Here is a 20,195-nt window from a genome sequence, read left to right as displayed (position 1 = left end):
GGCGACCCGGGAGCGAAGCAGAACCCAGACCGCGAGACCGTGCTTCGGAGGCGATACCGCTCCCACCCCCACACCGCCGCTCAGTGGATCGGATGCCCCCATGACCGACACGCTCCCCCCGCAGGTAGCCGCCCCCGCCGCGGGGGACACCGCGGGCAGCCCCAAGAAGCTCGCCCGGTCGCTCGGCGTCGTGGGCGGCACGCTGCTCACGCTGTCCTGCGTGACCCCGGCCTCCTCACTCTTCGTGATCGTGCCGGAGCTCTTCAACTCGCTGGGCACCTTCACCCTGATGTCGATCCTGATCGGGACGGTCATCTGCGTCGCGGTGGCGTTCTGCTACTCCGAGCTCGGCACCCTGGTGCCCTCGGCGGGCGGCGAGTACGCCATGGTCGGCACGCTGGCGGGCAAGTTCACCGGCTGGCTGGTGTTCATCCAGTCGCTGATCGTGGTGATGATCGTGCCTTCGCTGATCGCCATGGGCACCGCCGACTACCTGGAACCGATCATCCACCTCGACCCCAAGTGGGCGGGCGCCGCGGTGATGCTCGCGGCCACCGTGGCCGGCCTGCTGGACCTGCGGGCCAACGCCTGGATCACCGGCGTCTTCCTGGTGCTGGAGGTCGTCGCCTGCGCCGTGGTCGCCGTCCTCGGCTTCGGCCACTCCGAGCGCGGCGTCGACAGCCTGCTGCACGGCACGCTCGCCACCGACTCCGGCACCTCCTCGGTGGGCTTCGCGGCGATCCTGGCCGCGATGGGCACCGCGCTGTTCGTCACCCAGGGCTTCTCCACCGCCATCTACCTCTCCGAGGAACTGGAGAACCCGCGCAAGAACGTCGCCCGCACCGTGCTGTGGACGCTGGGCCTGTCCACCGCGATCATCCTGGTCCCGGTCGCCGCGATCACCATGGGCGCCCCCGACCTGAAGGCGCTGACCGAGGGCGACATCTCCGCGCTGGTGATCGGCTGGAGCAACAGCGGCGTCGGCACCTTCATCAGCCTGTGCATCGCGCTGGCGATCGTCAACGCCGGCATCGTGATGGTCATCCAGAACTCCCGGGTGCTGTTCGCCTCCGGCCGCGACAAGGCCTGGCCCGAGCCGGTCAACAAGGCCTTCGGCACGCTCAACAAGTTCAGCGCCCCGTGGATCTCCACCCTGGCGGTCGGCGTCCCCGGCGCCGCGCTCTGCTTCGTCGGCCAGGACCTGCTGACCAACATCACCGGCGTCGCGGTCGCCGCGCTCTACCTGCTGGTCGCGATCGGCGCGCTGTTCTCCCGCCGGGGCCACCACAAGGACGCCCCGGCCTGGCGCCAGCCGCTGTGGCCCGCGCTGCCGGTCCTGGTGATCGTCGCCCTGGCGTACACCCTGACCAAGCTCGACACGACGGCCCTGCTGTGGACGCTCGGCATCACCGTCGCGGCCGGCCTCTACTGGGCCCTCTACCTCCGCCCCCGCCCGGAGACCCGCTGGGTGATCACCCTCCCCGAGGACGAGCGGGTCTGACCCCCGCGGACCGCTCCTCCCCTCCGGCCCCCGCCCCGGTCCACCCCAGGACCGGGACGGGGGCCGGGCCCGTTCCCGGGTCCGGCCCCCGTTCCGGGAGTGCCGCCGCTCAGCCCTCGCGGCGGCGCCGGTTCATGTCCCGGGCGACGACCGCGCCGCCCGCCAGGCCGGCCACCACCAGGCCGCCGATGCCCAGCACGAAGGTGCCGGTGCGGCGGTCCCGGTCGGCCTGGGTCTCCTCCAGGCCGAGCGGCTGCGCGACCAGCGGGAGGGCGTCCAGCTTGGTCGGCGCGTCCGGGTGCGGCGACTCGGACGGGCCGGGCACGGTGGTGTACTCGACGGCCTTCACCGGGTCGACCACGCCCCAGCCGATGTACTTGTTGCGGCCGTGCTCGGTGCGCTGCGCGGTCTGCTCGATCACGGTCCGGATCTGCTGGGCCGTCCAGTCCCCGTGCATGCCCTTGAGGACCGCCGCCACGCCCGAGACGTACGGCGCGGAGAAGCTGGTGCCGTTGTCGGTGCACTGGCCGTGGCCGGGGACGGTGGAGAGCATGTCGACGCCGGGCGCGGCCACGTCGACGAAGTCGCCGTACTGCGAGAAGGCGGCCCGCTCGTTGTTGCGGTCGGAGGCGCCCACGGCGAGCACCGAGTCGTAGTAGGCCGGGTAGGTGGGGCCCTCGGCGCCGTCGTTGCCGGAGGAGGCGACCACCACGACCTTGGCCTTCTCGGCCCGCTCCAGCGCGGCGGTCAGCTCCTTCTCGTCCTGGAAGCGCTCCTCGCCGGCCGGCTTGGCGGCGTCGGCCTCGACCCGGACGTCCTGCGAGATGTTGATGACCTTGGCGCCCTTGCTGAGCGCCTCGTCGATCGCGTGGGCCAGCGTGAGGACGCTGCCGTGGCCCTCCGCGTCGTTCTGCCGGATCGACAGGATGGTGGCGTCCTTGGCCAGGCCGACGAAGCCGATGCCCGGCTTCTCGGCGGCCGCGATGATGCCCGCCACCTTGGTGCCGTGGCCGACCTTGTCGGTCAGGCTGTTGCCCTCGGGGCGCTGCTGGTCCTTGCCGACGTTCTCGCCGAGGAAGTCCCGGCCGGCCACCACCTTGCCGGCCAGCTGCGGGTTGGCGGCGTCCACGCCGGTGTCGATGACGGCGACCGTGACGCCGGCCCCGGTCTGGTTCGGCAGGTCGGCCTGCTTGCCGGCCTGCTTGGCGGCCTGCTGGCCGTCGACGTTCCACAGCTCGTTGAGGAACACCCGCTGCAGCGCCCACGGCTTGGACTCGACGTCCTGCTGTATCGGGAAGTTGCAGTCGCCCGACGCGTCGAGCTCCAGCACCGCTCCCCGGGTGGCGCCGCCCGTCGGGGCGGGAGCGGCCCAGGCCGGGCCCGCCGCGGTCGAACCGACCACTCCGAGCACCAGCAGCACCGCACCGGCCCGGCGCAACGATCCTGACGACACCTCTGCTCCACCCCTCACTGCGTTCCACCCGTGTAGGCCGCGCGCCGCCCCCTGCGACGCACGGAGGGCGGGCGCCCTCGAAGGACGCCCGCCCGTGTCAAGCACTTGCCGTGCCGATCCCCCGTGAACCGTCGGCCGGCGGTCAGTTGCCCCAGATGGCGCTGTTCTGGTTCTCGGTCTGCTGGTAGCTCTGCGCGGCGTTGTCCAGCGCGGCGGCGATCCGGCTCAGCACCTGCTGGAGGTCGGCGGCCTTGGCGTCCCACTGGGCCTGGCGGGCCTGGTAGCCCTGCTGGGCCGCGCCTTCCCAGCTGGCGGCGATGCGCTGCACGCCGGACTTCAGGTCGTCCAGCTGGGACTGGATGCGGGCCGCGGTCTGGCGGACCTCGGAGCTGGCGTTCTGGATGGTCTGGAAATTGACGAGAATGCCGGACATTGATCTCTCCCCTTCGATGGAATCACGGCACGCCTTCGAACCGACAAAGGCGCTGTGTGGTGGTGTTGGTTACCGGCCTCAGCCGATGCCACCGACCGCGGCGCGCTGCTCTTCTTCAGTCATCGAGTACGCCTTGGTGGTGGCCTCGATGGCCTGCCGGATCTCGTCGAGGATCTGGTTGAGCTTGTTGGCGTCGTCGTTGAACTGCGACTGCATCTGCTGGTACGCGGACGCGGCCGCGCCCTTCCAGCCCGAGGCGATCTCGCCGACCAGGGTGTTGAGGCGGCCGATCTCGCCCTGCACCTGCTGGTTGACCTCGTTGATGCGGTTCGCGAAGGCGGTCATTTCCTCCGCGGTCGTCGTGAACTGACCTGCCATGATCCACCGTCCCCCATGAGACAGACTACGTCCGGACGCCCCTGTGGCGAACATCCGTACGGGCACCACCGGTGTGGTGCTCAGAAGCACTGTAACGGCCAACTGCTGTGCGCCCAACACCGGGTAGCGGGTAGTTACCAGACCATGACACTGAACTCCCGCCCCCGGGCTGACCGTTCGTCAGGCGTTCTGGGCCTGGAGCGCGGAGTTGGTGTTCAGCACCGGTCCGGCCGGGACCAGCTTCGACCAGGCCAGCGGCACCGGGGGCGGCAGGATGTCCTTGTAGCCGAGCCGCGCCTGGGCCTCGTTGGTGGTCGACTTGCCCGGTTCGGGCGCCGCGCTGGCCGTGCCGGCGGTGCCGCCGTCGCCGTTGGCGGGCAGCGAGTAGCGCAGGCCCGAGTCGGTGATCAGGAAGTCGCTGCCGGAGGACGCCTGGCCGTCGGCGCCGAGCGTCTCGCCCTCCACCGCGCGGTACAGCAGGCCGTGGCCGGGCGTCACGTGGGCGCTGACCGAGCCCGAGGTGACCTGCGCCGGGTACTCGGTGCCGGCCCAGACCGAGCGCCTGATCTGGCCCTTGTCGCCGGCCCCCTCGAAGGTCGAGCAGACCACCGTGCGGCCGCCCTTGTCGCCGACGTTGACCGCCTGCTGCTTCTTGGTCGGCCAGTCCTTGGCGTCGGTCATCAGCTGCTCGGTGATGCTCGACTGGAGCTTGCTGACGTCGCCGGCGCCGACCTCCTCGATCACCGGCGCGCCGGTCTTGCTGTACGCGTCCTGCAGCAGCGGGTCGGTGCGCATCAGCTCGGCCTGGAACTGGGTGATCCGGTAGAGCTTCTGGACGCCGACCGCGTAGTAGGCGTCCTGGAACTTCAGCAGCCGGCCGACCTTCTTCTGCTCCGCGTTGGTCAGGTCCAGCTGGGAGGCGGCGGACCTGCCGGTGGTCAGGAAGGTGTCGATCCGGGGGAACTTCACCGGGACGCCGTTCGCCAGCGTGGCCAGCCACTCCTTGGTGACCTGCTGCGGCTTGGTGCCGGGGCTGGTGAGCGCCGACACCAGGCTCTCGCGCTCGGCCGGGTCGATGCCCCACTGGCCGAGCGCGTGCTTCAGGCCCTTGGAGTCGACCATGTACAGCGAGCCGTTGTCGGTCTTGCCGTCCACCGGGGGCTCCTGGACCAGCAGCATCTGGCTGTCGCTCAGCAGCTTGTCCGGCGCGGCCAGCGCCTTGGCGTCCGCCCCGGCCGCGACGAACACCGACTGGCCGACCGTGGACTGCCGGTTGTCGGCGCCCATCTTGTCGCAGACCGACCACTTCTTCGGGTCCTTGGCGTCCCCGGACGAGGGCAGCTTGTCGGGCGCGTACGGGATGCCGATGGTGGCGCCGCGCCTCGGGTACCTGTCCAGCACGTCGTCGGCGACGGTCTGCACGGTGGCGTTCTCCGGCAGCACCAGCCGGGCCGAGGACATGTTCAGCACCTGGTGCAGGGTGGGCTCCTTGTTGGGCCCGTCGTTCAGGATCACGTAGCGGGTCGTCGAGGACTTGCCCTGGATGATGTACTTCCCGTTGTCCCAGTTCGGCGGCGCCGCCGGCTTGAGGACGCCCCACATGCCGAAGCCCGCGACGATCACCGCGGCGACCACGAAACTCGGCAGCACGGCGCGCAGCGGGCGCGGCGCGTCCTCGTCGTTGCCGCCGCCGCCCGGCTGCAGGAAGGCCCCCACCGTCCGCTTCCGGGCGAAGGTGTAGGCGTTCAGCTCGTCCCGGCGTGATGCCATGCTCGTCCCCGTCTCCCCTGTGTGGCCCGCCTCCGCGGGCCGTCAACGCGCTTGTGCCGTCGGATGAGTCTGCCACCCGGCGGGCGGGCCGCTCGGCCACCCCTCTACGATCGGCGGCAGACGGTGAGTACGGTAACGGGTAGGCTCCGACGGTCCGCCAGCCGGGCCGCCGCGCCGGTCCCCGGCCCGCGCTCGCCGGGCCCGCCGGGGGATCTGACGGGACATCTGAACATCTGAAGCAGAGAGGGCAATTCGGGGGATGCCAAGCCAGTCCGCTCCAGCACGACGACGCTCCACCTCGCACGGCCGGAGGCCGGACGCCCCGGGCGGACGCCGGGCCCGCACCGCACCGTCCGCGCCGCCGGCCCCGCTCGGCCCGGTCGGCCTGCGGCTGCTGCCCAGGCCCGGGCTGCTGGGCCGCCGCCTCGAACTCAAGCAGATCGTCCAGCTGGAGGTCGCCGCCGCCCTGGTCGCGGTCGGCTGGTCGATCAACACGATGATGGCGGGCGTCTTCGCGGTGCCCGCGCTGGTCCTGGTCGTGATCGCGCTGCTGCGCCTGGGCGGCCGCACCACCGGCGAGGCGGTGGGCGTCCGCTCGACGTACAAGTCCCGCCGCCGGGACGCGAAGTACAACGTCCCGCCGCCCGGCACCGACCCGGCGATCGCACCGGTGATGGAGCTCGACCCGGCCCTGAGGACCTCGACCCACGCGATCGAGACCGACCTCGGCGACGGCCGTCCGCTGCGCCGCGAGACCGGCATGGTCGGCGACGGCACCTTCTTCACCTCGGTGCTGCTGGTGCAGTCCAAGGACCAGCCGCTGCGTCCGGGCCGGGCCGCCTCCTCGGTGCCGCTGGACCTGATCTGCTCGGTCCTGCAGGTCGACGACATCGCGCTGGAGTCGGTGCAGCTGGTCCAGCACACCCAGCCGGCGCCCGCGCCGCACCTGCCCGAGCACTCGCTGGCCGCCCGCGCCTACCAGCAGACCCCCGGCGGGGTGAGCACCCCGGCGCTGCGGCTGACCTGGGTCGCGCTCAAGCTCGACCCGGAGCGCGCGGCCACCGCGGTGCTGGCCCGCGGCGGCGGCGAGGAGGGCGCCCGCAAGACCCTGCAGCGGGTCACCGACCAGCTGGCCGGCCGGCTGAACAGCGCCGGCTTCACCGCGACCGTGCTGGACGAGCGCGAGCTGATCGCCGCGCTGGCCATCTCGGTGTGCGCCAACCCGGTCGCGGTCGCGGGCCGGCAGGGCTCCGGCGGCGGCGGGGTCGGCGTGCGCCGGACCCAGGAGTCGGCGAAGTACTGCCGGATCGACGACCGCTGGCACGCCACGTACTGGATCTCCAAGTGGCCGGTGCTGTCCCGCCCGGGCATGGGCGGCGGCCGGGTGACCGCGCCCGACCTGGTCAACCAGCTGACCGGCACCCCCGCGTTCGCCTCGACCTTCTCGGTCACCGCGACCCGGGCGATGGGCGGTTCGGTGGCGCTCAGCGGCCACCTGCGGCTGACCGAGCACAACGAGGCCAGGCTCGACCAGATGGGCCGCCAGGCGGAGTCCCGGGCGCAGCACAGCGGCGCCTCGCTGACCCGCCTCGACCTGGAGCACGCCCCCGGCCTGCTCGCCACGCTGCCCCTGGGAGGGACGTCCTGATGGCCTACCAGACCTACTCCGGCCAGGCCCCGCAGCCGGTCGAGCAGCGCCCGGTGCGGGTGCGCCCCGGTTTCGGCCTGCGCGGTCCGCGCCGGGAGAAGCACGTGCTGACGGTCGAGGACCTGTCGGCGCTGGCCTTCCCGGTCGGCGACGACGGCGTGGTGATCGGCCTGGACCACCAGCAGCAGCCCGCGGTGATCGGCCTGTTCCGCCCGTCCGCGTTCGAGGTGGTGCTGGTCGGCGGCATGTGGACGGCGCAGCTGATCGCGCTGCGCGCGGCCGCGACCGGGGCCCGGATCGCGGTGGAGACCGGCCGTCCGCAGGCGTGGGCGCCGATGGCGCAGGCGGCCGGCGGCGGGCAGCCGTGCGTGACGATCCACCAGGTGGGGCGGCTGGGCGCGCAGGGCGCGTCGGTGGCCTCCCCCGTGCTGGTGGTGCGCGACCTGGGCGCCCGGCCCAACCGCAGCCGGCTGTCGGCGGCGCCGTGGCAGACCACGCTGACCGTGCTGCCGTACCTGGGCCCGAACGCGAGCCGGGTGCTGAACGCGGCCGACCTGGTCGGCCTGCAGCGGGTCTCGCCGCAGGAGGCCGAGCTGCTGGGCCGGCTGCTGTCGCTCTCCCCTGGCGACGTCAGCGCGCTGCCGACGCTGCCGGACAACGTGACGCTGTGGGCGACCCGGATGCGGCGCCAGTACGTGATGACCAACCAGGGCGAGGCCGAGACCCAGGTGCTGGGCGGCCCGCGCCGCATGGACTGACCGGTAGCCGGCCGGCCGGGCCGCCCCGGGGGACGCCGTCCGCGCCCCCGGGCGGGCCGGCCGGCGGGCCGGTCGGATCCGCCGTCAGGTGCGGCACCGCCTTCAACGCGGGCACCTGCACGGCCTAGTCTTGTTGCCCGACGGCAACCGCCGAAGCAGCTTCGGCGAGAACGAGGGAGCCCCAGTGAGCAGCGATCGGGACGGCGTCTACGTCGGCGACAACGCGGCCGAGGACGACGATGACTGGTCCGACGCCCCGGACTACACCGCTCCGTCCTGGTACACCCAGAGCGCCGCGCCGGGCGCTCCGGCCGCGGTGCCGCAGGCGCAGCCACAGCCGCCCGTGCAGCCGCAGGCGCCCGTCCAGCAGCAGGTGCCGCAGCCGCCACCGGCGCAGCAGCAGGCGCCTCCGCAGCAGCAGCCGCCGCTCCAGCAGGTGCCGCCCGTCCAGCCGCAGCCCCCCGTCCAGCAGCAGCCGCAGGCGCCCGTTCAGCAGCAGCTCGTCCAGCAGCAGCCGCCGGTGCAGCAGGTGCCGGAGGCGCCGCAGGCTCCGCAGCCGCCGGTGGCCGAGCAGCAGGCCCCGCAGCCGCAGCCCCCCGTCCAGCAGCAGCCGGAGCCGCCTCAGGTCCCGCAGCCGCCGGTCCAGCAGGCGCCGGTCCTGCAGGTGCCGGTGCAGCAGCCGCCGCAGCCGCAGCCGCCGGTGGCCGAGCAGCAGGCCCCGCAGCCGCAGCCCCCCGTCCAGCAGCCCCCCGTCCAGCAGCAGCCGCCCGTCCAGCAGCCGCCGGTGCAGCAGCAGCCGTACCCGCCGCAGCCGCAGTACCAGCAGCAGCCGGACCCCCAGCAGCAGTGGCAGGGCCAGCCGTACCCGCCGCAGGTGCCGCAGCCGCCGGTGCAGCAGCAGCCGTACCCGCCGCAGCAGCCGCAGCAGCCGCAGCAGTGGCAGAACCCGCAGAACCCGCAGCAGCCGCCGGCCGACCCGCGGGCGGGCGGGTGGCCGCAGTCGGGCCAGACGGCGGGCGGGCAGCCGCAGTACCAGCAGCCGCAGCACGGCCCGGGCGGTGCCCCGCAGGCGCCGGCGCAGTTCCAGCAGCCGGCCGCGCAGCAGTCCGCGCACGGTGCGGCGCTGGGGTACACGGCCGCGGTGGAGCTGTCCTCGGACCGGCTGCTGCGCGGCCAGCCGAAGGCGCAGAAGCAGTCGCGGTTCCAGTTCGGCGGCAAGTCGGCGCAGGCCGGCAAGCAGCAGAAGCTGGAGCTGATCCGGCACCCGGTGACGACCTGCTACCGGATCGCGGTGATCAGCCTCAAGGGCGGTGTCGGCAAGACCACGACCACCACCTCGCTGGGCGCGACGCTGGCCAGCGAGCGGCAGGACAAGGTCATCGCGATCGACGCCAACCCGGACGCGGGCACCCTGGGCCGCCGGATCAAGCGGCAGACCGGGGCGACCATCCGCGACCTGGTGACGGCGATCCCGAGCATCCGCAACTACATGGACATCCGCCAGTACACCTCGCAGGACCCGAACTCGGGCCTGGAGATCGTCGCCAACGACGTGGACCCGGCGGTCTCCACCACCTTCGACGACTCGGACTACCGCCAGGTCATCCAGGTGCTCGGGCAGCACTACCCGATCATCCTGACCGACTCCGGCACCGGTCTGCTGTACTCGGCGATGCGCGGCGTGCTGGACCTCGCGGACCAGCTGATCGTGGTGGCCACGCCCAGCGTGGACGGCGCGTCCAGCGCCTCGACCACCCTGGACTGGCTGAGCGCGCACGGCTACGCGGACCTGGTGCAGCGTTCGATCACGGTGGTCTCCGGGGTCCGCGAGACCAGCAAGATGATCAAGGTCGAGGACATCGTGGCGCACTTCCAGACCCGCTGCCGCGGCGTCGTGGTGGTGCCGTTCGACGAGAGCCTGGCGGCCGGCGCCGAGGTCAACCTGCAGATGATGCGGCCGAAGGTGCGCGACGCCTACTTCGAGCTGGCGGCGCTGGTCGGCGAGGACATCGCCCGCTCCCAGCAGCAGGCCGGCTGGCAGCAGCAACAGCAGCAGCCGTACCCGCCGCAGGGCGGCTACCCGCAGCAGCAGCCGTACCCCCAGCAGGGCGGCTACCCGCAGCAGGGGCAGCCGTGGCAGCAGCCGCCGCAGCCGAACCAGCCCTACCAGCAGCCGTACCCGCCGCAGGCCCCGCAGCCCGGCTACGGCTACCCGCCGCCGCACGAGGCGCCGCCCCCGGGCTACGGCTACCCGCCGCCGCACCAGGGCTGAACGTGCCGGAGCCCCCGCCGGGCAGAGCGTCCGGGCGGGGGCTCCGGCGTGTTCAGGGGCGCTCGGTGAGGTCCCGGGCGCGCTTGACGTCCTCGGCCATCCGCTCCAGCAGGGCGTCGATCGAGTCGAACTTCTCCATGCCGCGCAGCCAGGCCAGGAAGTCGACGGCGACGTGCTGGCCGTACAGGTCGAGGCCGACCCGGTCGATGGCGTACGCCTCGACGGTGCGGGCGGTGCCGTCGAAGGTCGGGTTGGTGCCGACCGAGATCGCGGCGGGCATGGTCTCGCCGTCGGCGGTCAGCCAGCCCGCGTACACGCCGTCGGCGGGGATCGCCGAGTGCGCGACGGTGTCCACGTTGGCGGTGGGGTAGCCGAGTTCGCGGCCGCGCTGGGCGCCGCGGACGACCTCGCCCTCGACCCGGTGCGGGCGGCCGAGGATCTCGGCGACGCCGGCCATGTCGCCGGCCGCGACCAGTCGGCGGCACAGGCTGGACGAGAACGGCTCGCCGTCGCCCGCCGCGCCGCGCACCTGCAGGTCGACCACCTCGACGGTGAAGTCGTCCGCCCGGCCGAGCTCGGCCAGCAGCCCGACGTCGCCCGCCGCGCGGTGCCCGAAGCGGAAGTTGGGGCCCTCGACGACCGCCTTCGCGTGCAGCGCGTCGACCAGCACCGAGCGGACGAAGTACTCCGGCGACTCCTTGGAGAACTCGGCGGTGAACGGCAGCACCAGGACGGCGTCCACCCCCAGCTGCTCGACCAGCTCGGCCCGGCGCGGCTGCGGCGCGAGCAGCGGCGGGTGGGTGCCGGGCCGGACCACCTCGCTGGGGTGCGGGTCGAAGGTGACCACCACCGACCTCGCCCCCAGCTCCCCGGCCAGCTCCACCACCCGGTTGATGATCAACTGGTGTCCGCGGTGGACCCCGTCGAACGATCCGATGGTGACGACGCTGCGCCCCCAGTCCCCGGGGATCTCCTCCAGGCCGTGCCAGCGCTGCACCTGACCGCTCCTTGTTCCTACGGTGTGCACGGGCCGTGCACTCGAAAGACCGAAACCGAACCCCTATAGCGTGCCATGCGACCGGCCCTGCCCAGGTACCGGAAGGCCCTTGGTGTGACCCGACAGACGGCCGCCGGGACGGTCGACCTGCCGCTCGGCCTCGGCGGCGGCGTACTGCGGGTCCCGGCCGGACGCGGCGAGGGCCCGCAGCAGGGCCAGCCGGGGCCCCTGCGGCGGCGCCGGGGCCTCCTCGGGCCAGGACGCCAGCAGCCGGGCGAAACCCGCCCAGCGGCCCGCACAGCGCACCAGGGCGGCGTCCGCGCCGGGCCAGCGCGCGGCGACCGCCGCCAGCACCTCGCGCACCCGCCGCGGCGGGTGCCCGGCGTGCCGGGCCGCCAGCGCCTCCACCACCGCCGCCAGCACCAGCTCGTCCCGCTCGGCGGCCAGCAGCGCGTCCAGCAGGGCGGCCCGGCCGTCGCCGGGCGCGGCCAGCACCGGCGCGAACACCGCCCGCACCGGCGGCCCGGCGGCCAGCACGGCGTCCAGCAGCGGGCGGCCGTCCCGCCCGGCGTCCAGCAGCGCGTCCAGGTGCCGGGCGACCTCCGCGGCCCGCTCCGGGCCCTCGCGCAGCAGTTCGACGGCGAGCAGCAGCCCGCTCCGGGCCACCGCCGGGTCGGCCGCCCCGTCCAGCACCCGCAGGCCGTCGCCGACCCGGGCCCCCGGCACCCGCAGCCGCTCGCGCACCGCCGCCAGCACCTCGCCGGGGTGCTCCGGCAGCAGCCCGGCCAGCACCTCGGCGGTGAGGAACGGGTCGCCCGCCCGGTACGCGGCCAGCGCGGCCGGCAGGTGCTCGGCCCGGCCGTCCGGGTCCCGCACGAGCAGCGCCAACGCGGCGCCGTGCAGGGCGGGTTCGTCCTCCCGGGCGAGCAGCGTGCGGGCCGCCAGCCGGAGCAGCCGGGCGCCCGAGCCGCCCGCGTGCGGGGCGGTGCGCAGCGCGTGGACGGCCGCCGCGACGTGCCGCTCGGGGCGCGGGTCGTGGCTCCACCGGTCGACGGCCCGGCACAGCGCGGACGGCTCCCGCTCGGCCAGCCGGCCCAGCAGCGCGTCCGCCCGCGGGTGGGCGGTGGCGACCAGCGCTTCGGTCAACTCGTCCAGGGCCAGCGCCCGGTGGGCGTACAGCAGCTCGTCGGCCAGCTCGGCGGGGCCCGCGCCGGGCAGCCCGTACCAGGCGCACAGCAGCGGCAGCACGCCGCGCGGGTCGGCGGTCAGCAGCTCGGCGGCGGCGGCCCGGGCCACCTCCGCCCGGCCCGGGGCCTGGGCCAGCCGGCCCAGCAGCGCGACCCGTTCGGCCGGCGGCAGCGGCAGGCCGGCCCAGAACGCGGCCCCGAACCGCTCGTCGCGCCCGGCGCGTTCGGCCAGCAGCTCCAGCAACTCCCGGTGCGCGGACGGGTCGGGGCTGGCCGCCAGGCCGGCCGGGAGCAGCCGGCCGGCCCACCAGTCCGCCTCCCCGCCGCGCTCCGAACGCTCCAGCGCGGCCCGCACCCGCCGCAGCCACCCGTCCAGCACCGCCGCCCCGCGCACCTCCCCCACCCGCCGCAGCGCCCCCACCACCACCCCGATCCGGCTCCGCCCGACCCCGGTGGGCGGGCCGGTGCCGCTCCGGTCCGCCCGCCCCGCCCGGTCCCGGCCGTCCCTGCCCGGATCTCCCGCGCCGACGCCGCCCCCGGCCCTGTCCCCGTCCCCGGCGGGCTCCGCCAGCACCAGCCGCAGGGCCGCGTCCAGGTCCAGGTGCAGGCTCTGCAGCCACTCCCCCCACTCCTCGTGCCCGGCCCGGTAGCCGGCGCCCGCCGGCACCAGCACCCGCTCCTCCCGGACGGCCCGCGCCCAGCCGCCGGCATCGGGGAACAGCCGGGCGAACTCCTCGGCGGTCAGCGCCCCGTCGCCCGCGCCGAGCATCAGCCGGGCGGCCTCGTGCAGCCGTCCGGCGACCACGGCGGCGAGCCGTCGGACCTGCCGGGCGTCCTCGCCGGGGGCGGGCGGCGTGCCGCGGCGGTGGCGGCGCGGGCCGCCGGGGGTGAGGGCGATCCGGCGGGCGACGGTGAGGCAGGCCAGGTCGAGCCAGCCGTCGAAGAGTTCGGCCCGGCTGCCGACCGGTCCGCGCGCGCCCGCGCCGCGCAGTTCGCCGGCCAGTCGCAGCGCCAGCGGGTGGCCGTGCTCGGCCGGGCCGAGGAAGCCGTCGGGCAGCCCGTAGCGCCGGCCGGCCCGGGCGGCGGCGTCGGCGGTGAGCGGGCCGAGCCAGAGCGCGCGGGCGGCGGCCCGCCAGGGGCCGAGCTGCCCCCAGCCGTCGGGCCGGCAGGCGACCAGGGCCCGGGCCCGGTGGGCGCGCAGCCAGTCGAGGCAGGCGGTGAGCCAGCGCGCGGAGAGCGCGAGCGGCGCCTCCTCGGGGGCGTCGAGCACCACCAGCAGGGGCCGTCCGGCGTCGGCGCAGAGCGCGGCCAGCTCGTCCGGTTCGACTTCCGGTACGCCCAACTCGCGGGCGGCGGTGGCGAGTCGGCGGCGCAGCGGGTCGCCGAGGGTGCGGTCGCCGACGGCCAGGTCGGCGCCGCGCAGCCAGAGCGTGGGCAGCGGCCGGGCGGCGTGGGCGCGGCGGACGGCCAGGGCGGCGAGTTCGGTGCTGCGGCCGCTGCCGGTCTCGCCGAGCAGCACGGTGAGGGTGTCCTGCGGTTCCTCGCCGCTGAGGCCGTCGGGGCGGTCGACCCGGTCGGCGGCGAGTGCGGCGATCCGGCCGGGGCCGGCGGCGGCGCCGTCCAGTTGGGTCCGGGCGAGCCGCAGCACCCCGCCGAGGTTGAGCGCCCGTCCGTACGCGGGGGCGTCGGCGGCGTTGCGCCCGAGCAGCCGGCCGAGCGGGGTGTCGGCGGGGGGCGCGCCGTCGGAGGTGAGCGGGACGGCGGCGACCCCGCTCCCGGCGACGGCGCGCACCCGGGGGGCGATCACGGCGAGCACCGCGCCGGTGCCGGGGTCGAGGACGGGCGCCCCGGCGAGCGGGGTGACCGGCAGGTCGAGCACCAGGACGCCGGGGACGGTCCGCACGATCGCGCCGTCGCCGCACCGGCCGCGTTCCCGGCCGAGCGGTCCGCCCCGGGCGAGCGCGGGCGCGCCGTCCTCCCAGCGCTGGTGCGGCACCGCGACGGGGCCGTCGACGGGGCCGCGCCCGATCGGCAGCGCGGGCCCGGGGACGCCGCCGACGGCGGCGGTGCGCAGCAGGGCAAGGCCGCGGTCGGGCAGCAGGTCGACGCTCTCCGGGCCGAGCACCCGGGACTGCCCGCCGGGGGTGTGCAGCACCAGCCGGGGGACTCCGGCCACCACCTCGTGCGCGGTGACCACCGTGCCGTCCCGGTCGGCGACGAAGCCGAGCCCGCACAGCCGGCCCCGCTGGTCCCGGATCCGCAGCAGCGCCTGCGCCGGATCCCCCGCGAAGCCGGCGCCCGCACCCTCGCCCATCCCGCCAGTCCTCCCGCCGGGCCGTCGCCGGCCCCGTGCGGGACCGGGGTACGGCCGCCGTACACGCCGCGGTCAGCCTGCCCCCCACCAGCCCCGCGGCACCTCGTACGCCCCTCTCACCACACCCGTTCACTCCGCGCGCCCCCTGCCCGTCCGCCCGGCGCGCATCCCGTCCCGGGCAACCCGCCCCGCTCCCGTCCGCCGTCGCCGGGGCCCCAACTCCGGGCTTTGCCGGTGCACTTGGCCGGGACGTCCCGGGGCGGGCCGCCGTCAGCCGACTTCCCGCACCCGGGTGAACCGGGCCGCGACGGCCGGCACCGCGCGGCGCGGCAGCAGCCGGGGCGAGGCGGCGGTGAGCCGGTTGAGCAGCCCGTCCACCCGGCTGGCCCGGCCCTTGGCGAGGGCGCGCAGCGCGGTGTCGACGACCTGTTCGGGGGTGCGCTTGCCGCCGGGGCCGGTGACCTCGCCGCCCATCACCTCGAAGAACGGGGTCGCGGTGGCGCCGGGGCAGATCGCCAGCGCCCGCACGCCGGTGCCGCGCAGTTCGTGGGCGAGCGCCTCGGTGAAGGAGAGCACGTAGGCCTTGGTGGCGCCGTAGACGGCCATCCCGGGCAGCGGCTGGAAGGCGGCGGTGCTGGCGAGGTTGACGATCGCGCCGCGCCGGCGCTCCAGCATGCCGGGCAGCAGCCGGGTGGTCAGCTCGGTGACGGCGAGGCAGTTGAGCCTGACCTGTTCGGCGATCCGTTCCGGGTCGGCGGCGCCGAGCCGTCCGTGGGTGCCGAAGCCGGCGTTGTTGACCAGCAGGTCGGCCGCCAGCCCCCGTTCCTCCAGCTGTCGTTCGAGGGCGGCGGCGGCGCCGGGCGCGGCCAGGTCCCGGGGCAGGACGACGGGGCGGACGCCGTGGGCGGCGTCGAGTTCGGCGGCGAGCGCGGCGAGCCGGTCCTCGCTGCGGGCGACCAGGACGGGGCGGGCGCCGCGGGCGGCGAGGGCGCGGGCGAAGGCGGCGCCGATGCCGGTGGAGGCTCCGGTGATCACGGCGGCGCGGCGGGCGAGGTCCATCACGTGCTCCTGACGGTGGTGGTGGCGGCGCACTCGAATGTAGTCGCTGACCACAAAGTGGTCAACGCCTACATGTGAGCGCCGTCGCCTATCATGAGCCCATGCGAACGGGCCGCTACCACCACGGAGACCTCCGCGCCGCACTGCTGGCCCGGGCCGAGCTGGCCCTCCAGGAGCACGGCCCGGACGCCCTCTCGCTGCGCGAACTCGCCCGTGCGCTGGAGGTCAGCCACGCCGCGCCCAGCCGCCACTTCCGCGACAAGCAGGCCCTGCTCGACGCCCTGGCGCTGACCGGCATCCAGCGGATCTCCGCCGCCGCCCGGGCCCGGCTGGCCGCGGCCGGCCCCGGGTTCGACGCCCGGATCCGCGCCTTCGCCGGCGCCTACGTGGACTTCGCCGCCGAGCGCCCGGCCATGCTCGAACTGACCTTCATCCGCAAGCACGACCCGGCCGTCACCGACGAACTGCGCACCGCCTGGCAGCCGTTGGAGGCCGAGGCGCACCAGGTGATCGTCCGGGGCCAGGAGGCGGGGCTGGTCCGCCCGGGCAGCCCGGAACGCGTCTTCGAGGTGCTCTTCACCGCCGTCCACGGCGTCGCCGCCCGCGCCGCCGCCGGGGTCCTCACCGGCCCGGCCCTCGACCAGGTTCTCGACGACGTGCTCGACCACCTGCTGCGCGGCCTCGCCCCCGCCCCCGGCGACGCCCCGCTCGCCCCGCCCGTCGCACCCCCCTGCTGAGGCGGGGTCCCGCCCGTCGCACCCCCTGCCGGGCGGGCGCCGGCCGGAAAACCACTGGCGCACCGCCCCGGCCCCGGCCACCCTGCCGGGCATGGACGTGCGCCTGGAACCCTGGAACGACACCCACCTCGACCTGCTGCGCCGCATCAACACCCCGCTGATGCGCCGGCACGTCGGCGGCCCGGAGACGGAGGAGCAGGTGCTCCTGCGCCACCACCGCTACCTCGGACTCCCGTCCCTGGGCGGCCGGATGTACGCCGTGCTGGCCGACGGCGAGCAGGCCGGGTCGATCGCCCACCACCGGCGCGAGTGGCGGGGCGCGCAGGTGCACGAGACCGGCTGGAACGTGCTGCCGGAGTTCCAGGGCCGGGGCGTGGCCGTCGCGGCCGGCCGGGCGATGCTGGCCGCCCTGCGCGCCCTGGTGGCGGCCGACCCGGCGGCGCCCGGCGTGCTGCACGCCTTCCCGGCCGTCGACAACGCCCCGTCCAACGCGCTCTGCGCCCGCCTGGGCTTCGACTGCGCGGGCCCGTGCGCCTTCGAGTACCCGCAGTGCTCGGGCCGCTTCCTGCGCAGCAACGACTGGCGGCTGCCGCTGCGCTGAGCGCTCCGGCGACGCCTGTCTCAGCCGACGAACACCGCGACCGGCTTGGCCTTGCCGCCGTGCTCCTCGATCAGCGCCAGGAACCGCCCGTCCGGGTCGAAGACCGCGACCGGCCCGTCCGCGCCGAGCCCGGGCGCGTCCAGCCGCACGCCGTTGGAGAGCAGCCGGGCCTGGTCGGCGTCGACGTCCCACCGCGGGAAGGCGGCGGCCGCGGCCTCGGCGATCGGCAGCACCTCCAGCTTCTCCTCCAGCTGCTCCAGGGTCCGCGCCGACTCGACCGCGTACGGCCCGACCCTGGTGCGCCGCAGCGCGGTCAGGTGCCCGCCGACGCCGAGCGCGGCGCCGAGGTCCCGGGCCAGCGCCCGGATGTACGTCCCGGAGGAGCACTCGACGGTGACGTCGAGGTCGAGCACCGGCGTGCCGTCCTCGGCGACGGCCGTCCGCCGCCCGTGCACGGTGAACGCGTGCACCGTGGTCGGCCGGGCGGCGAGCTCGAACTCCTCGCCCTCGCGGACCCGCGCGTACGAGCGCTTGCCGTCGATCTTGATCGCGCTGACCTTGGACGGCACCTGCATGATCTCGCCGGTGAGCCTGGCGACCTCGGCGTCGACGGCCTCGGGCGCCACGGCGTCGGCCGGGACGGAGGCGGTGACCTCGCCCTCCCGGTCGTCGGTGACCGTGGTCTGCCCGAGCCGGATCGTCGCCTCGTAGGTCTTGGCGGTGAGCATCAGGTGCCCGAGCAGCCGGGTGGCCCGCTCGACGCCGATCACCAGGACGCCGGTGGCCATCGGGTCGAGGGTGCCGGCGTGCCCGACCTTCCGGGTCCCGGCCAGCCAGCGCAGCTTGGCGACCACGCCGTGCGAGGTGATGCCCTCCGGCTTGTCCACGATGACCAGCCCGTCGGGGCCCGTCCCTTTACGCTTCATCGCTCATCATCATTTCGCAGTCCTGCGCGCAGCCCCTGCGCGCGTTCCCGCGACCCGGCCCCCGGCCCGGCCGCCGAACCGCACGAGCCTAGCGCGCGCCGGGGCCCGCCGGATCCGCCCCGGCCCGTACCGCGACCTCGGCCAGCGCCGTCCGGAAGCGCCGCACGGTGCTCTCCACGGCCTCCCGGGCGCTGAACCCGGCCGCGTACACGTGCCCGCCGCCGCCGAGCCGCGCGCAGGCGGCCGCCACGTCGACGGCGCCGCGCGAGCGGCAGGAGCCGCGCAGCGTGCCGTCCGGGTCCTGCTTGAGCACCAGCGCGACGTCCGCCTCGGCGGGCTTGCGCAGCACGTCGATCAGGCCCTCGATCTCCTCGACGGTGACGCCGAACAGCGCCAGGTCCTGGTAGGGCACCCAGGTCCACACCAGCCCGTGCCCGCCGGCCTCCTCGGGCTCGAACGCGGCCCGTTCCAGCGCCCCGGCGAGCACCTTGAGGTACCCGAAGGAGGTGGTGTCCCACAGCTGGCGGGAGATGAGGTCGTGCCGGATGCCGGTGGCCAGCATCCGGCCGGCCATCTCGTGGGTGGCGGGCGTGGTGGCCCGGTACTTGAACGAACCGGTGTCGGTGGCGATGCCGGTGTACAGGCAGGCCGCGATGGACTGGTCGAGCGGCACCCGCAGCCGCCGCAGCAGCTCGTCGGCGAGGACGGCGGTGGCGGGCGCGGTCGGGTCGATCAGCCGGACGGTGCCGAAGCCGGGGTTGGAGGAGTGGTGGTCGAACACCACCAGCGCGCCGGCCGCCAGGGCCTTGCCGCGCAGCAGGCCGAGCCGCTCCTCGGAGGCGGCGTCGAAGGCCAGCACCAGCGCGGGCTCGGCGGGCACCGCCGCGGCCGGGACGATCAGCTCCTGCCCGGGCAGGAAGGACAGCGACTCGGGGATCACCTGCGGGTCGTCGCCGAACGACACCCGCACCCGCTTGCCCAGGCCGCGCAGCGCCAGCCCGACGGCCAGCGCCGAGCCCAGCGCGTCGCCGTCCGGGCAGATGTGGCAGACCAGGTCGATCTCGTCGCCGCCCGCGATCAGTTCGAGGGCGCGCCGCCACTCCTCCTCGAACCGCCCGCTGGCGGTCTCCGGCTCCGCCCCGGATCCGGCCAGTGACCCGCTGCGAGGGCCCGGAAGCGCCGCGAGGACGGTCTCCACCTCGACAGTGGAGACCGCCCTCGCGGCGCCGGACCCGGCCGGCTCCCCGGCCGTGGTCACTCGTCCTCGTCGTCGTCGCGGGCCGACTTGTACGGGTCGGCCTCGCCGGCGTACGCGGCCCCGGCGGCGGCGGTGCGGACGGCGGCGTCGGAGAGCCGGGCCTTGTCCAGCAGGTCGTCGATGTTCCGGGCGTTGTCCGGCAGGGCGTCGGCGACGAAGGTCAGGGTCGGCGTGTGCCGGACCCCGGTCTGCTTGCCGACCTCGGAGCGCAGGATGCCCTTGGCGCTCTCCAGCGCGGCCGCGCTGGACTCGCGCTCGGTCTCGTCACCGTAGACGGTGTAGAAGACGGTGGCCTCGCGCAGGTCCCCGGTGACCCGGGCGTCGGTGATGGTGACGTACCCCAGACGGGGGTCCTTGATCCGGCGCTGCAGGGTCTCCGCCACGACCACCTGGATGCGGTCGGCGAGCTTGCGCGCCCTAGCGGTGTCGGTCACGTTGCCTCCTCGTGCAGTAGGCGCGTACCCCGGGTCATGACCTCACCCGGTGGGGCCCTCTTCCCAACGTACCCGCCCGCGCCCAGCCTTGTGGGCGCTCTCGGTCCTGTGCGGGTGTGACGGTGGTGACTCCCGCAGGTCATTCGTCGTCGTCGTGGTGGTACCGCCTCCGTGCGGAGAGCAGGACCACCTCGGGGCGGCCGGCGACGAGCCGCTCACAGCTGTCCAGGACCTCGCTGACGTACCCGGCGTCGCCGGACACCACCGCACAGCCGATCTCGGCCCTGCGGTGCAGGTCCTGGTTGCCCACCTCGGCCGCGCACACGCCGTACTTGCGCTGCAGTTCGGCCACGATGGGTCGCACGATCGACCGCTTCCCCTTCAGCGAGTGCACGTCGCCGAGGAGCAGGTCGAAGGTGAGTGTTCCTACGTACATGGGGGACAGGCCTGGGCCGGCCTGGGAGCCTCG

The 20,195-nt window shown here is 75.2% G+C and carries 18 protein-coding genes; 6 read left to right on the top strand and 12 right to left on the bottom strand.

Annotation, left to right across the window (positions count from 1 at the left end; genetic code table 11):
- The first annotated feature begins 100 nt into the window (after window positions 1–100).
- Window positions 101–1,501 carry an APC family permease gene (locus ACZ3J7_RS34910; RefSeq protein WP_465627426.1) on the top strand — a complete coding sequence of 467 codons (1,401 nt, stop codon included), beginning with the start codon at window positions 101–103 and terminating at the stop codon, window positions 1,499–1,501.
- A 109-nt stretch (window positions 1,502–1,610) separates the two neighbouring features.
- On the opposite strand, the gene mycP is transcribed toward ACZ3J7_RS34910, so the two are convergent.
- The 4 genes from mycP to eccB all read right to left on the bottom strand — a co-directional run bounded on the left by mycP (window position 1,611) and on the right by eccB (window position 5,535).
- Entirely contained in the window at window positions 1,611–2,954 is a 1,344-nt protein-coding gene (gene mycP, locus ACZ3J7_RS34905) for a type VII secretion-associated serine protease mycosin (RefSeq protein WP_465627425.1), read from the bottom strand.
- Window positions 2,955–3,096: 142 nt separating this feature from the next.
- Window positions 3,097–3,387 carry a WXG100 family type VII secretion target gene (locus tag ACZ3J7_RS34900; protein WP_465627424.1) on the bottom strand — a complete coding sequence of 97 codons (291 nt, stop codon included), beginning with the start codon at window positions 3,385–3,387 and terminating at the stop codon, window positions 3,097–3,099.
- Window positions 3,388–3,465: 78 nt separating this feature from the next.
- Window positions 3,466–3,765 carry a WXG100 family type VII secretion target gene (locus ACZ3J7_RS34895; RefSeq protein ID WP_465627423.1) on the bottom strand — a complete coding sequence of 100 codons (300 nt, stop codon included), beginning with the start codon at window positions 3,763–3,765 and terminating at the stop codon, window positions 3,466–3,468.
- A gap of 180 nt (window positions 3,766–3,945) precedes the next feature.
- Window positions 3,946–5,535, bottom strand: a complete 1,590-nt coding sequence (eccB, locus tag ACZ3J7_RS34890; protein WP_465627422.1) for a type VII secretion protein EccB — start codon at window positions 5,533–5,535, stop codon at window positions 3,946–3,948.
- Between the two features lie 259 nt (window positions 5,536–5,794).
- Between eccB and eccE the strand changes: the two genes are divergently transcribed.
- Window positions 5,795–7,183 carry a type VII secretion protein EccE gene (gene eccE / locus ACZ3J7_RS34885; protein ID WP_465627421.1) on the top strand — a complete coding sequence of 463 codons (1,389 nt, stop codon included), beginning with the start codon at window positions 5,795–5,797 and terminating at the stop codon, window positions 7,181–7,183.
- The gene (locus tag ACZ3J7_RS34880) at window positions 7,183–7,941 is read left to right on the top strand and encodes a hypothetical protein (protein ID WP_014138391.1); all 759 of its coding nucleotides are present in this window, start codon (window positions 7,183–7,185) and stop codon (window positions 7,939–7,941) included. Before eccE ends, ACZ3J7_RS34880 begins: the two co-directional genes overlap by 1 nt.
- Before the next feature lie 124 nt (window positions 7,942–8,065).
- Here the strand turns inward: ACZ3J7_RS34880 and ACZ3J7_RS34875 are convergent, their stop codons facing one another.
- Window positions 8,066–9,055, bottom strand: coding sequence for a hypothetical protein (locus ACZ3J7_RS34875; protein WP_465627420.1), 990 nt, complete (start codon window positions 9,053–9,055; stop codon window positions 8,066–8,068).
- Between the two features lie 27 nt (window positions 9,056–9,082).
- Between ACZ3J7_RS34875 and ACZ3J7_RS34870 the strand changes: the two genes are divergently transcribed.
- Window positions 9,083–10,213, top strand: a complete 1,131-nt coding sequence (locus ACZ3J7_RS34870) for a MinD/ParA family ATP-binding protein (RefSeq protein ID WP_465627419.1) — start codon at window positions 9,083–9,085, stop codon at window positions 10,211–10,213.
- Window positions 10,214–10,265: 52 nt separating this feature from the next.
- Here ACZ3J7_RS34870 and ACZ3J7_RS34865 read toward each other — a convergent pair whose 3' ends face one another.
- The 3 genes from ACZ3J7_RS34865 to ACZ3J7_RS34855 form a co-directional block, all read right to left on the bottom strand.
- Window positions 10,266–11,210, bottom strand: coding sequence for a bifunctional riboflavin kinase/FAD synthetase (locus ACZ3J7_RS34865; protein WP_465627418.1), 945 nt, complete (start codon window positions 11,208–11,210; stop codon window positions 10,266–10,268).
- A gap of 63 nt (window positions 11,211–11,273) precedes the next feature.
- A complete protein-coding gene (locus ACZ3J7_RS34860) occupies window positions 11,274–14,711 on the bottom strand; it encodes a serine protease (RefSeq protein WP_465627417.1) in 3,438 nt (1,145 codons plus the stop codon).
- A gap of 270 nt (window positions 14,712–14,981) precedes the next feature.
- The gene (locus tag ACZ3J7_RS34855) at window positions 14,982–15,770 is read right to left on the bottom strand and encodes an SDR family NAD(P)-dependent oxidoreductase (protein ID WP_465627416.1); all 789 of its coding nucleotides are present in this window, start codon (window positions 15,768–15,770) and stop codon (window positions 14,982–14,984) included.
- Between the two features lie 101 nt (window positions 15,771–15,871).
- Between ACZ3J7_RS34855 and ACZ3J7_RS34850 the strand changes: the two genes are divergently transcribed.
- Window positions 15,872–16,507: a TetR/AcrR family transcriptional regulator gene (locus tag ACZ3J7_RS34850; protein WP_465627415.1), complete on the top strand. Its 636-nt coding sequence runs from the start codon at window positions 15,872–15,874 to the stop codon at window positions 16,505–16,507.
- Between the two features lie 91 nt (window positions 16,508–16,598).
- On the top strand, window positions 16,599–17,108 hold the full coding sequence (locus tag ACZ3J7_RS34845) for a GNAT family N-acetyltransferase (RefSeq protein WP_465627414.1): 510 nt from the start codon (window positions 16,599–16,601) through the stop codon (window positions 17,106–17,108).
- A 20-nt stretch (window positions 17,109–17,128) separates the two neighbouring features.
- Here ACZ3J7_RS34845 and truB read toward each other — a convergent pair whose 3' ends face one another.
- From truB to ACZ3J7_RS34825, 4 genes are all read right to left on the bottom strand, one after another.
- Complete coding sequence (gene truB / locus ACZ3J7_RS34840) at window positions 17,129–18,034, bottom strand: tRNA pseudouridine(55) synthase TruB (RefSeq protein WP_465627413.1); 906 nt, start codon at window positions 18,032–18,034, stop codon at window positions 17,129–17,131.
- 88 nt (window positions 18,035–18,122) lie between these two features.
- Entirely contained in the window at window positions 18,123–19,292 is a 1,170-nt protein-coding gene (locus tag ACZ3J7_RS34835) for a DHH family phosphoesterase (RefSeq protein ID WP_465627412.1), read from the bottom strand.
- Window positions 19,289–19,726 (bottom strand): 30S ribosome-binding factor RbfA, encoded by a 438-nt coding sequence (gene rbfA, locus ACZ3J7_RS34830; protein ID WP_465627411.1) that lies wholly within the window; start codon window positions 19,724–19,726, stop codon window positions 19,289–19,291. Before rbfA ends, ACZ3J7_RS34835 begins: the two co-directional genes overlap by 4 nt.
- Window positions 19,727–19,865: 139 nt before the next feature.
- On the bottom strand, window positions 19,866–20,162 hold the full coding sequence (locus tag ACZ3J7_RS34825; RefSeq protein WP_465627410.1) for a DUF503 domain-containing protein: 297 nt from the start codon (window positions 20,160–20,162) through the stop codon (window positions 19,866–19,868).
- Window positions 20,163–20,195: the final 33 nt, after the last annotated feature.

Source organism: Kitasatospora sp. NPDC015121 (assembly GCF_055562955.1).
The sequence above is the reverse complement of the archived record's forward strand: the minus strand, read 5'-3'. Positions and strand labels throughout refer to the sequence as shown.

Bases quoted from the DNA above. Each gene is read 5' to 3' on its own strand.
- ACZ3J7_RS34910 (WP_465627426.1), top strand. From the start codon at position 101: ATGACCGACACGCTCCCCCCGCAGGTAGCCGCCCCCGCCGCGGGGGAC.
- ACZ3J7_RS34900 (WP_465627424.1), bottom strand. From the start codon at position 3,387: ATGTCCGGCATTCTCGTCAATTTCCAGACCATCCAGAACGCCAGCTCC.
- ACZ3J7_RS34895 (WP_465627423.1), bottom strand. From the start codon at position 3,765: ATGGCAGGTCAGTTCACGACGACCGCGGAGGAAATGACCGCCTTCGCG.
- eccB (WP_465627422.1), bottom strand. From the start codon at position 5,535: ATGGCATCACGCCGGGACGAGCTGAACGCCTACACCTTCGCCCGGAAG.
- eccE (WP_465627421.1), top strand. From the start codon at position 5,795: ATGCCAAGCCAGTCCGCTCCAGCACGACGACGCTCCACCTCGCACGGC.
- ACZ3J7_RS34880 (WP_014138391.1), top strand. From the start codon at position 7,183: ATGGCCTACCAGACCTACTCCGGCCAGGCCCCGCAGCCGGTCGAGCAG.
- ACZ3J7_RS34860 (WP_465627417.1), bottom strand. From the start codon at position 14,711: ATGGGCGAGGGTGCGGGCGCCGGCTTCGCGGGGGATCCGGCGCAGGCG.
- ACZ3J7_RS34855 (WP_465627416.1), bottom strand. From the start codon at position 15,770: ATGGACCTCGCCCGCCGCGCCGCCGTGATCACCGGAGCCTCCACCGGC.
- ACZ3J7_RS34850 (WP_465627415.1), top strand. From the start codon at position 15,872: ATGCGAACGGGCCGCTACCACCACGGAGACCTCCGCGCCGCACTGCTG.
- ACZ3J7_RS34845 (WP_465627414.1), top strand. From the start codon at position 16,599: ATGGACGTGCGCCTGGAACCCTGGAACGACACCCACCTCGACCTGCTG.
- truB (WP_465627413.1), bottom strand. From the start codon at position 18,034: ATGAAGCGTAAAGGGACGGGCCCCGACGGGCTGGTCATCGTGGACAAG.
- ACZ3J7_RS34825 (WP_465627410.1), bottom strand. From the start codon at position 20,162: ATGTACGTAGGAACACTCACCTTCGACCTGCTCCTCGGCGACGTGCAC.